Genomic DNA, 10616 nt, shown 5'->3' on the forward strand with positions numbered 1-10616 from the left:
AGCGATGGAATATGACGTAGTCGTGGTGGGCGGCGGCCCTGGTGGCCTCGCCACCGCGATACGTCTGAAGCAACTCGCAGCCGAGCGTGGCCAGGACTTCAGCGTCTGCGTGCTCGAAAAGGGCGGCGAGATCGGCGCGCACATCCTCTCCGGCGCCGTGATGGATCCGCGCGCGCTCACCGAACTCATCCCGGACTGGAAGGAAAAGGGCGCCCCGCTGGATACGGCCGTGTCCGAGGACAAGTTCCTCTTCCTGTCCAAGACGGGCGCGAAGGCAACGCCGAACTGGGCCCTGCCGCCGAACTTCCATAACGAAGGCAACTACATCGTCAGCCTGAGCAACGTCACGAAGTGGCTCGGCGAACAGGCCGAAGCCCTGGGCGTGGAAATCTTCCCCGGCTTTGCAGCCGCGGAAGTGCTGTACGACGAGAAAGGCGCGGTGCGCGGCGTGGCCACGGGCGACATGGGCGTGGGCCGTGACGGACAGCCGACGGCGCACTACCAGCCCGGCATGGAATTGCATGCGCGCTACACGATCTTCGCCGAAGGCTCGCGTGGCCAGCTGGGCCGCCAGCTGATCGACAAATTCAAGCTTGCCGAAGGCCGCGATCCGCAGAGCTACGGCATCGGCATCAAGGAACTCTGGGAAGTCGATCCGTCCCAGCACAAGCCCGGTCTGGTCATCCACACGGCCGGCTGGCCGCTGGATTCGGACACCTACGGCGGCTCCTTCCTCTATCACTACGGCAACAACCTCGTCGCCGTGGGCATGGTGGTGGGTCTGGATTACGCCAATCCCTGGCTCTCGCCCTTCGAGGAATTCCAGCGCTACAAGACGCACCCGGCGATCCGCCCCACCTTCGAAGGTGGCAAGCGCATCGGCTACGGCGCGCGCGCCATCACCGCCGGCGGCCTGCTCTCGCTGCCCAAGCTCGTGTTCCCGGGCGGCGCACTCGTGGGCTGTGAGGCCGGCTTCCTCAATGCCTCGCGCATCAAGGGCAGCCATGCCGCGATCAAGTCGGGGATGCAGGCCGCCGAAGCCGCGTTCGACGCACTCGCCGCCGATCGCCGTCTGGACGAGCTCACGGCCTACCCGGCGGCCTTCGAATCCTCGTGGCTGCATGAAGAGCTCAACAAGGCGCGCAACTTCAAGCAGTGGTTCAAGAAGGGGCAGACCGTCGCCGTGCTGATGACGGGCATCGAGCAGCTGGTGCTGCGCGGCAAGTTCCCGTGGACGCTGCATCGCACCAAGCCCGATCACGCCTGTCTGCAGCCCGCGTCGGAATGCCCACGCATCGAGTATCCGAAGCCCGATGGCAAGATCTCGTTCGACAAGCTGAGCTCGGTGTTCATCTCGAACACCAACCACGAGGAAGACGAGCCGGTTCACCTGACGCTCAAGGACCCGAGCGTGCCGGTGAACATCAACCTCGCCAAGTACGCCGGCCCCGAGCAGCGCTACTGCCCGGCCGGGGTTTACGAGTTCGTGAAGGATGAAGCGGGCCAGGACAAGCTGCAGATCAACGCCCAGAACTGCGTGCACTGCAAGACCTGCGACATCAAGGACCCCACGCAGAACATCGTCTGGGTGGCGCCGCAAGGCGGAGAAGGCCCGGTCTACACCGGCATGTAAGTGCCTCGCCGACGCGCTGCGTCGGCAGGCTTGCCGCGGTCGCTCGCGCCGTCTGCGAGTGCGGGGGTTAACCACGCCCACGGCCACAAAAGAAAAGCGCGCTCACACAATGTGTGAGCGCGCTTTTTTTCATCGGCAAGGCGGGTGAAACAGAGCCACCGTCAGTCGTCGTCGAGCTCGTCCGCCCCCTGCACCACGCGGCGGATCACACCGTGCGAGAAACCGCGCGCCGACAGGAACCGAATCTGACGGGCCCGTGCCTGCATATCCGCAGGCGGCTCACCAAATCGCCGTGCCCAAACGGCCCGGGCGCGCTCGAACTCAGTGGCAGACAGCGCTTCGCGCACGCCCTCCACCTGCTCCCCGCTCACCCCGTGCTGGCGCAACTCCTGCAGGACGCGTGACGTGCCACGCCCGGCAGCACGGCGATGCACCAGGCTCTGGGCAAAGCGCTCGTCCGACAGCAATCCCTGCTTGGCCAGATCCTCGAGGACGCTGGCGATTTCGTCAGCATCCTCGGAATAGCGTCCCAGCTTGCGGGCCAACTCGAGACGGCTATGCTCGCGGCGGGACAGAAAATCCACCGCGCGCATCTTCAGGCTGCGTTCAGCCTTCATCGGCCTCGTCAGCGCGCGGCGTCGTCACGGAAGCAGCCCGAGCGGTGACGCCCAGCGATTCACGTACGCGATTCTCGATCTCGAAGGCCATTTCCTGACGCTCCTTGAGGAACTCACGGACGTTGTCCTTGCCCTGACCGATGCGCTCGCCGTTGTAGCTGTACCAGGCACCCGCCTTGTCCACGATACCCGCGGACACGCCCAGATCGATGATCTCGCCTTCGCGCGAAATACCGGCGCCATACATGATGTCGAACTCGGCCTGCTTGAAGGGCGGCGCCACCTTGTTCTTCACGACCTTGACGCGGGTCTCGTTGCCGATGACCTCATCGCCCTTCTTGATCGAGCCGGTGCGGCGGATGTCCAGGCGCACGGAGGCGTAGAACTTGAGCGCGTTGCCGCCGGTGGTGGTTTCCGGATTGCCGAACATCACCCCGATCTTCATGCGGATCTGGTTGATGAAGATCACCATGCAATTGGTGCGCTTGATCGTGGCGGTGAGCTTGCGCAGCGCCTGGCTCATGAGGCGAGCCTGCAGGCCGGGCAGCGAATCGCCCATTTCGCCTTCGATTTCGGCCTTGGGCACCAGAGCCGCGACCGAGTCGATGACGATCAGATCGACCGAGCCCGAGCGCACCAGCGCATCGGCGATCTCGAGGGCCTGTTCGCCCGTGTCCGGCTGCGAGATGAGCAGGTCGGCCAGGTTGATGCCCAGGCGCTGCGCGTACTGGACGTCGAGTGCGTGCTCGGCATCGATGAAGGCGCAGGTGCCGCCGAGCTTCTGCATTTCAGCGACGGTCTGCAGCGTGAGCGTGGTCTTGCCCGAGGATTCCGGCCCGTAGATTTCCACCACGCGGCCGCGCGGCAACCCACCCACCCCCAGGGCGATGTCCAGACCGAGCGAGCCGGTGGACACGACCTGGATGTCATGCTGGACTTCGTTATCGCCATAGCGCATCACCGAGCCCTTGCCGAACTGCTTCTCGATTTGCGAGAGCGCGGCGGCAAGCGCGCGGGACTTGTCGGACTGGGCCTTGGCGTTCTTGGTGTCTTCCATGCGGAAAAGAGGTCCTTGAAGAATCGGGGGATGCGCCCGGCAACGGCACCAGGCGGGACAACGGCATGCCGTACGCCCCGCAGGGGCGGGCCACCCGGGCAGTGGCAAGCCATGAAAGCGATTATGGCATCGCAGTATACTGGACATAGATCCAGTATTGCAAGTTCTGCGCACTGCCAGAACGTGACGCGCAGCGCCCCGCGCATCGCTACAATGACCGCCATGCGCATCCTCATCGCCGAAGACGACAGCATTCTTGCCGACGGGCTGTCTCGCACCCTGCGCCAGGGTGGCTATGCCGTCGACGCCGTGCACGATGGCCTCGCGGCCGATGCGGCGCTCGCCGCCCAGCCCTTCGATCTGCTGATCCTCGATCTGGGCCTGCCCAACCTGAGCGGCCAGGACGTCCTGCGTCGACTGCGGGCGCGCGATTCGCGCCTGCCCGTGCTCATCCTCACCGCCGCCGACAGCATCGAGCAGCGCGTGCAGGGCCTGGACCTGGGTGCGGACGACTACATGGCCAAGCCTTTCTCGCTCTCCGAACTCGAGGCGCGGGTGCGCGCCCTCACCCGCCGCGGCGCGGGCGGCGGCGGTGCGGTGTTGCGTCATGGCCGCCTCGCCTTCGACCAGGTCGGCCGCGTCGTGTCCATCGATGGCCAGATGGTCGATCTGTCCGCGCGCGAGATCAGCCTGCTGGAAGTGCTGCTGGCGCGCAACGGCCGCATGGTGAGCAAGAACCAGCTGGTGGATCACCTCTGTGAGTGGGGCGAGGAAGTCAGCACGAACGCCATCGAAGTCTACGTGCACCGCCTGCGCAAGAAGCTCGAGCCGGGCGGCGTGCGCATCATGACGGTACGGGGCCTGGGCTATTGCCTCGCGCCGCAGCCGGGAGCGGGTGACGCCCCCGCATGAAACGCGTCCTGGCCCGCCTGCGCCCGGCTCCCGTGCCGGGCCTGCCGGATCTCGATGCCGATGAGGGGGTTCCCCGCCGCCGCCAGCGATCGCTCTTTGGCTCCATCCTGCTCTGGATGCTGGTGCCGTTGCTGCTGCTCTGGCCGCTGGCCATCACCCTCACCTTCTTCGGCGCCCAGGACAGCGCCGATGCCCCCTACGACCGCAGCCTGGCCACGGCGCTGCTGCTGCTCGCCCAACAGGTGCGAGTGGTCGATGGCGAAGCGGTGGTCACGACCACGGCCGCCACGGATGCCGTGTTGCGCGGCGACGAGACGGACAGCGTCTTCTACCGGGTGCAGGCGGCAGCCGACGCGCCACTCGCGGGCGATCGCGACCTTCCCCTGCCCGCCAACATGGATCGGCCACTGCCGGGCGTGATCCAGTATCGCGACGCCGTGGTGCGCGGCTTTGCCGTGCGCGTGGCCTACACCTGGGTGGATCTGCGCCCCGCGGGCGTGGGCCCGGTGCTCGTGCAGGTGGCCGAGACGCTCGAGAAGCGCGCCCAGCTCGCCAACCGCATCGTGCGCGGGGTCGTCTTTCCCCAGCTCGTCATCCTGCCGCTGGCCATGCTGATGGTGTGGTTCGGGCTCACGCGGGGCATCGCCCCGCTCGGCGAGCTGCAAAGCCGTCTGCGCCAACGGCGCCTGGATGATCTGTCGCCCATCACGACGCGTGAAGTGCCGCAGGAGATCCTGCCGCTCGTGAACGCCATGAACGATCTGCTCATTCGACTGGCTGCGAACGTCGAGGCCCAGCGCCGTTTCGTGGCTGATGCCGCGCACCAGTTGAAGACGCCGCTCGCTGGCTTGCGCACCCAGGCCGAACTCGCCCAGCGCGCACTCACACCGGGCGACGTGCAGGCCTGTCTGCAGCACCTGGTGGATGGCTCGGACCGGGCCACGCGTCTGGTCAACCAGCTTCTCGCCCTGGCGCGCGCCGAGGGCGGCCCGCCGGCAGAGCAGGCCGAGGGCGCACTCGACCTCGCTGAGCTCGCCCGCACGCAGACGCTGGCGCGCGTCGGTCAAGCCATTGGCCGCGGCATCGATCTCGGTTTCGAGGACGACGATACCGTGCTGCCGATCCGCGGCAACGGCCTGTTGCTGGACGAACTCATTGCCAACCTCGTGGACAACGCGCTGCGCTACACACCTGCGGGCGGCACGGTCACCGTGCGCACACGACGCCTGGGAGAGCAGTGCATCCTGGAGATCGACGACTCCGGCCCGGGCATCGCGCCTGCTGAGCGCGAGCGCGTGTTCGATCGGTTCTATCGGGTGCTGGGCAACAGCGCGGAAGGCAGCGGGCTTGGCTTGGCCATCGTGCGCGAGATTGCCGAGCGCCATGGTGCCCGCGTCGCGCTGGCGGAGAACCCGGCCCGCGCCGACGCACCCACGCCCGGCATCCGTGTCAGCGTGGCGTTTCCCGCCGCTCCTCAACCTGTCTCATCATCTCCCACCGAATCGTCCTCTCCATGACCCACCTTACCACTGCCTGGCGCCGCTTCCTCCTCGCCGCCAGCGTCACCCTTCTCGCCGGCTGTGCGGCCACGGGGCCCGAAGGCCTGCGCATCGATCGCAGCATCGAGGCCACCGGCCAAGGCAGCCGCGCCCAGTTCCTGGTGATCCACTACACCGCCACCGATCGCGACCGCTCCCTGCACCTGCTCAGCAAGGAGAAGGTCAGCAGCCACTACCTCGTCACCGACGACACGCCCCCGCAGGTCTATCAGCTCGTTGATGAGAACCGCGCCGCCTGGCACGCCGGAGAAAGTCAGTGGCGCGGCCGCACGTTCCTCAACGCGAGCTCCATCGGCATCGAGATCGTGAACCCGGGCTTTACCGACAATCCGGACGGCACGCGCCAGTGGTATCCGTTCTCGGCCGGGCAGATCGATGCCGTCACCAAGCTCATCCGGGACATCACGCAGCGCCACGGCATCGCCCCGCAGGACGTGGTCGCACACAGCGACATCGCCCCTCAGCGCAAGCAGGATCCGGGCCCCCTCTTCCCCTGGGCAGACCTGGCCGCGCAAGGCCTCGTCCGCTGGTACGACCCCGCTGCAGTGGCCGCCCATCAGGTGCGTTTCGCGCGTGACGGCGTGCCGGATGTGGCATGGTTCCAGACCGAGTTGACGCGCATCGGTTATGCGGTGCCCCGGCACGGCATGTTCGATCAGGCAACGCGCAACGTGATCGCTGCGTTCCAGATGCGCTATCGCCCGCAGGACATCGCTGGCCAGCCAGACCTGCAGACGGCGGCCATCCTCGCCGCCGTGCAGTGAAAACGCTGCGCTTGCATCGGGTGCAAAGCCTCGCTATAATCCATCTCTTCAGACGCGGGGTGGAGCAGTCTGGAAGCTCGTCGGGCTCATAACCCGAAGGTCACAGGTTCAAATCCTGTCCCCGCAACCAAATCAAGAAACGGCCCGATTGCCACCAGCTATCGGGCCGTTTTGCATGGTGCTCGGTTCGGCAGTCCTGGCAGGTGGCACCGCAGCCTGCAGCGCGCAACAAGCCGCTTTCAAGCAGGCTTTCGCAATTCGGTGTATAGTTCAATTCTTCAGACGCGGGGTGGAGCAGTCTGGAAGCTCGTCGGGCTCATAACCCGAAGGTCACAGGTTCAAATCCTGTCCCCGCAACCAAATCACGGAAAAGGCCCGATCGCTTCAAGCGATTGGGCCTTTTGCATTGGCATTGCGCCTGGAAGACAAAAGGACGCGCGTTCGCGTGAGACGCAAGCGGGGCGGCCCCAGTGCCACCTTTGAGCGCCCACTGCCGATACACTCCGGTGTCCTGCACCCGGAAAACGCTTCGTGATGACGTCTCCACACATGGCGGCTGCCGAATCCGCGGCCCGACGCTCCTTCGCACTTTGGCTCGTCAGCATGCTCATCGCATACGTCGTGATCGACATGGGCCTGCAGTGGTCCTCGGGGCAGGCATTGCCCAGTGACCTCATCCTTGCCCTCGTGCTGCTCAGCGCGGCCATGATGGCGGCAGAGGCCCATGTGAAAGTGGGCCGGCGGGCGCCAACCGGCCGCAGCGCCTGGCGGCTCTCGCTGACCTTCGCGATCATCCAGGCGGCCCTCTGCATGGCGCTCGTGGCCCTCCTCAGCCTTGCAGGCCTGCCTATGGCCGCCGCCCACGTCGTCGTCACGCTCTGGCAGGCAGAGCCGGGTCTCGTGGCCGGCATGACGCTGGTTTATCTTGTGGTCTGGCTCCTGGTGGCGCGAGTCGGCCTGTCGATCGGTGCCTCTGCCGCCGTCAAGCGCCAAGCCCTTGCTGCACGCATGGCGCCGCCGGCTCGTCGCCAGACGGACCGGGAGGCCGGCAGCGAGTGAGCAACAGGGCCCGCGGCGCTTTTGCTGGCCCGCGTAGAGAAGCGTTACAGCGACGTGCAAAATTTACATGCCGCGCGTTGCGAGATGACAAGGACGGGCCATTTCACAGGGGTTTTCCGGGCACTCCCCTGGGGAAGCACAGCGAATTACGATTTGGCACGCATGTTGCGTAAGGGTATGGCAACTGAATCCGTCCTTGCGCGACAGGAGCCTTACCGTGATCATCGCCGTCGAAACCGCCCTCGTCATTCTTTTCCTCTCCGTCGTTGCGCTCGGGATTGCGCTACTGGGCGATCACGTCGCACAGATGCTCTCGCGCAACGACCCCTGGCCGACTGTCAAAGCGCGCCGCGCTGCTGCCATCGCCAAGCGCCGCGCTTGACGCGCCTGCCAGCACGCGGACCCGCCCGGGTCCGCAAAGTTTTTGCAGCGCCATCACGGGCTGTGCTACGATCCTGACCATCGCTGCCGCCCGGGCCATCGTCCAGGCAAGACAGCACGCTACCGAATTTCGTGTTCGCCGCGCCGCCAGGCGCACTAGCGTCGCAACACGGTTCATCGCATCTCCAGGCATCCGACAGCCCGAGACCTCAGGCTCCCGTTCGGATCGGCCTGCACGTACAACGACACTAAGGCATCTTGCGGGCATCGCCCGCCTGGATACACGCTGCCAATATGAACACCAGCGAGGCAAAGCTCGTCCTGGAGACGGCACTGCTATGCGCCCCGCAGCCGTTGGGTCTGGTCGACATGCGTCGACTTTTCGACGACGAGCTCGATGGCCAGACCGTGCGCAGTCTTCTCGATGAATTGCGCGAGGATTGGCGCGAGCGCGGCCTCGAGCTCGCGCGTCTCGCGACAGGCTGGCGATTCCAGAGCCGCCCGGGCATGCAGCGGTATCTCGAGCGGCTGACGCCAGAGCGCCCGCCCAAGTATTCCCGCGCGGCCCTGGAGACGCTCGCCATCATTGCGTACCGCCAGCCCGTCACCCGAGGCGATATCGAGGATATCCGCGGTGTCACGGTCTCGACCAACGTGGTTCGCGCCCTGGAAGACCGAGGCTGGATCGAAGTCATCGGCCACCGGGAGGCGCCAGGCCGGCCGGCGTTGCTGGGCACCACCCGTCAGTTTCTGGATGATCTGGGCCTGGCCGCACTGGACGAGCTGCCGCCGCTGGATGCGCCCGAAACTGCTGCCACGTTGGCAGCCCTGGCGGCGGAATTGGGCCAGGCAACGGGCGAGGACACGGCCGAGGCCCGCCTGCCAGGCCTTGACGAGGCCTCGGCAGACGATGCTGCGGCACCCGACGAGCCTGGTGAGCCAATCGCCGCGGCGCCGTCGGACGACCCGGCCCCCGCCGAGCACGAAGAGCGACTGCAGGACCCGGCAACGATGGATGCCGAGCCCTTTGAACTTACCCCGTACACGTCCGAGGACGGCAACGCCGACGAACCTTCGGATGCGCCGGGGGCGGCCGATCCGGCCGCGAGCGACGAGATTTCACCCGAGGCTCCCGTCGAGCCTTCCGACACGCTGGCCGAGACACCGGACCAGCAGGCCGCCCTCCCCGGCTTCGACGGTGACACCACCGACGTGACCGAAGCCCGCCCCGCGTCCCCGGACGCAACGCCCGGCGGCCCCGACTCCCAAGAACATATTCAGCCTGACTCCGACCATGACCGATAACACCAGCGCCCCGACCCCTGACGCCCCTGCCGATTCCGGCGCCACTGCGGCGCCCGCGGGTCGTGGCCGACGGGGCAACCTGCGCACGCCGTTCCGCCGCCGCCGTCCCAACGCCGAATCGGCGCCCGCCGTCGAAACGGGTACGGAATCGGCCGCTGCTGCCGACGCACCGCCGGTCGACCGGGGTAGCGACAAGGATGCGGACGAAGCCCTCGCCCTCATCGATGCCGGCAGCCAGATCAAGCAGCGCCTGGCCAAGCAGCTCGCCAGCGACGTCGTGGCACCCAAGCTGCACAAGGTGCTGGCCGATGCCGGTATCGGCTCACGCCGCGAGATGGAAGAGCTCATCGTGGCAGGCCGCGTGTCCGTCAATGGCGAGCCGGCCCACATCGGCCAGCGCGTGAGCCCGACGGATCAGGTCCGCGTCAACGGCAAGCTCGTCGAACGCAAGCAGCGCGCACGTGCGCCGCGCGTCATCCTGTATCACAAGCCCGCCGGCGAGATCGTCACGCACGATGATCCGGCAGGCCGCGCCACGGTGTTCAGCCGGCTTCCCAAGATCAAGAACGGCAAGTGGCTCTCCATCGGTCGTCTGGACCTGAACACCGAAGGCCTCCTGATCTTCACCACCTCCGGCGATCTGGCCAACCGGCTCATGCATCCGCGCTACGGCATGGAGCGCGAGTACGCCGTGCGCGTGATGGCCGAACTCACGCCCGAGCAGAAGCGCTCGCTCACCGAGGGCATCCAGCTCGAGGATGGCCCGGCCTCCTTCAACGCGCTGCAATTCATCGGCGGCGAAGGCAGCAACCGCTGGTATCGCGTGACGCTCTCCGAGGGCCGTAACCGCGAAGTGCGGCGCATGTTTGAGGCGGCGGGCGTGATGGTGAGCCGCCTGATCCGCGTGCGTTTCGGCGACATCGGCCTGCCGCGCACCTTGCGTCGCGGACGCTGGGAGGAGCTGGAAGCGCCGCTGGTGACCGCATTGATGCTGCAACTCGGCCTCATTCGCGAGACCGAGGAAGGCGGCCAGGGCAAGCGTCGTCACAGCCAGCCGCTCTCGCACGACAGCGCCCTGCCCCCGGGATTCGGCACGATGGAGCAGAACGGTACGAACGGTGCGCGCGTCGGCCGTCGCGGCAATGTCCAGGGCGGGCGTCGCCAGGGCGCCAGCACGCCGTCGGATCCGTTCGGGACGGGCGGCCTGCCCATGCCCAGCACGGCGGTGCTCAGCGTGAATGGCGGTTTCGCCAACGGCCATCCGCACGGCGGCGGCGGCAGGCCTGCGGCGGTGGCGGCCGGGGCAAGCCCGGCAACGCCGCTCCGGCG

Annotated in this window: 10 protein-coding genes and 2 tRNA genes; 10 read left to right on the top strand and 2 right to left on the bottom strand. The window is 66.9% G+C overall.

Going from position 1 to position 10616, the window contains the following annotated elements; genetic code table 11:
• Positions 1-4: 4 nt before the first annotated feature.
• Positions 5-1633, top strand: a complete 1629-nt coding sequence (locus tag IMZ29_RS19610) for an electron transfer flavoprotein-ubiquinone oxidoreductase (RefSeq protein WP_216187306.1) — start codon at positions 5-7, stop codon at positions 1631-1633.
• A gap of 161 nt (positions 1634-1794) precedes the next feature.
• On the opposite strand, the gene recX is transcribed toward IMZ29_RS19610, so the two are convergent.
• Both recX and recA read right to left on the bottom strand, forming a co-directional pair.
• Positions 1795-2250, bottom strand: coding sequence for a recombination regulator RecX (recX, locus tag IMZ29_RS19615; protein ID WP_216187283.1), 456 nt, complete (start codon positions 2248-2250; stop codon positions 1795-1797).
• Entirely contained in the window at positions 2240-3307 is a 1068-nt protein-coding gene (gene recA / locus IMZ29_RS19620; protein ID WP_216187285.1) for a recombinase RecA, read from the bottom strand. The genes recX and recA overlap by 11 nt, the downstream gene beginning before the upstream one ends.
• Before the next feature lie 222 nt (positions 3308-3529).
• Here recA and IMZ29_RS19625 point away from each other — a divergent pair, with 222 nt between their 5' ends.
• From IMZ29_RS19625 to rluB, 9 genes are all read left to right on the top strand, one after another.
• Positions 3530-4219, top strand: a complete 690-nt coding sequence (locus tag IMZ29_RS19625; RefSeq protein ID WP_216187308.1) for a response regulator transcription factor — start codon at positions 3530-3532, stop codon at positions 4217-4219.
• 116 nt (positions 4220-4335) lie between these two features.
• A complete protein-coding gene (locus tag IMZ29_RS19630) occupies positions 4336-5736 on the top strand; it encodes a sensor histidine kinase (protein WP_371820366.1) in 1401 nt (466 codons plus the stop codon).
• The gene (locus tag IMZ29_RS19635; RefSeq protein WP_216187289.1) at positions 5733-6542 is read left to right on the top strand and encodes an N-acetylmuramoyl-L-alanine amidase; all 810 of its coding nucleotides are present in this window, start codon (positions 5733-5735) and stop codon (positions 6540-6542) included. The genes IMZ29_RS19630 and IMZ29_RS19635 overlap by 4 nt, the downstream gene beginning before the upstream one ends.
• A 53-nt stretch (positions 6543-6595) precedes the next feature.
• A tRNA-Met gene (locus IMZ29_RS19640) sits at positions 6596-6672 on the top strand.
• A 153-nt stretch (positions 6673-6825) separates the two neighbouring features.
• A tRNA-Met gene (locus IMZ29_RS19645) sits at positions 6826-6902 on the top strand.
• A 174-nt stretch (positions 6903-7076) separates the two neighbouring features.
• Positions 7077-7601 (top strand): ABZJ_00895 family protein, encoded by a 525-nt coding sequence (locus IMZ29_RS19650; RefSeq protein WP_253207292.1) that lies wholly within the window; start codon positions 7077-7079, stop codon positions 7599-7601.
• A 217-nt stretch (positions 7602-7818) separates the two neighbouring features.
• Positions 7819-7983 carry a hypothetical protein gene (locus IMZ29_RS19655; RefSeq protein WP_216187293.1) on the top strand — a complete coding sequence of 55 codons (165 nt, stop codon included), beginning with the start codon at positions 7819-7821 and terminating at the stop codon, positions 7981-7983.
• Positions 7984-8276: 293 nt separating this feature from the next.
• A complete protein-coding gene (scpB, locus tag IMZ29_RS19660; RefSeq protein WP_216187296.1) occupies positions 8277-9287 on the top strand; it encodes an SMC-Scp complex subunit ScpB in 1011 nt (336 codons plus the stop codon).
• A partial coding sequence (gene rluB / locus IMZ29_RS19665) for a 23S rRNA pseudouridine(2605) synthase RluB (RefSeq protein WP_216187298.1) occupies positions 9277-10616 on the top strand: 1340 nt, incomplete at its 3' end. The genes scpB and rluB, both read left to right, overlap by 11 nt.

It is taken from the genome of Verticiella alkaliphila, assembly GCF_018904615.1.
Classification (GTDB): Bacteria; Pseudomonadota; Gammaproteobacteria; order Burkholderiales; family Burkholderiaceae_B; genus Verticiella; species Verticiella alkaliphila.

Excerpts from the sequence above, each read along its gene's own strand:
- recA (WP_216187285.1), bottom strand. The coding sequence starts at position 3,307 with ATGGAAGACACCAAGAACGCCAAGGCCCAGTCCGACAAGTCCCGCGCG.
- scpB (WP_216187296.1), top strand. The coding sequence starts at position 8,277 with ATGAACACCAGCGAGGCAAAGCTCGTCCTGGAGACGGCACTGCTATGC.
- recX (WP_216187283.1), bottom strand. The coding sequence starts at position 2,250 with ATGAAGGCTGAACGCAGCCTGAAGATGCGCGCGGTGGATTTTCTGTCC.
- IMZ29_RS19630 (WP_371820366.1), top strand. The coding sequence starts at position 4,336 with ATGCTGGTGCCGTTGCTGCTGCTCTGGCCGCTGGCCATCACCCTCACC.
- IMZ29_RS19610 (WP_216187306.1), top strand. The coding sequence starts at position 5 with ATGGAATATGACGTAGTCGTGGTGGGCGGCGGCCCTGGTGGCCTCGCC.
- IMZ29_RS19625 (WP_216187308.1), top strand. The coding sequence starts at position 3,530 with ATGCGCATCCTCATCGCCGAAGACGACAGCATTCTTGCCGACGGGCTG.
- IMZ29_RS19650 (WP_253207292.1), top strand. The coding sequence starts at position 7,077 with ATGACGTCTCCACACATGGCGGCTGCCGAATCCGCGGCCCGACGCTCC.
- IMZ29_RS19635 (WP_216187289.1), top strand. The coding sequence starts at position 5,733 with ATGACCCACCTTACCACTGCCTGGCGCCGCTTCCTCCTCGCCGCCAGC.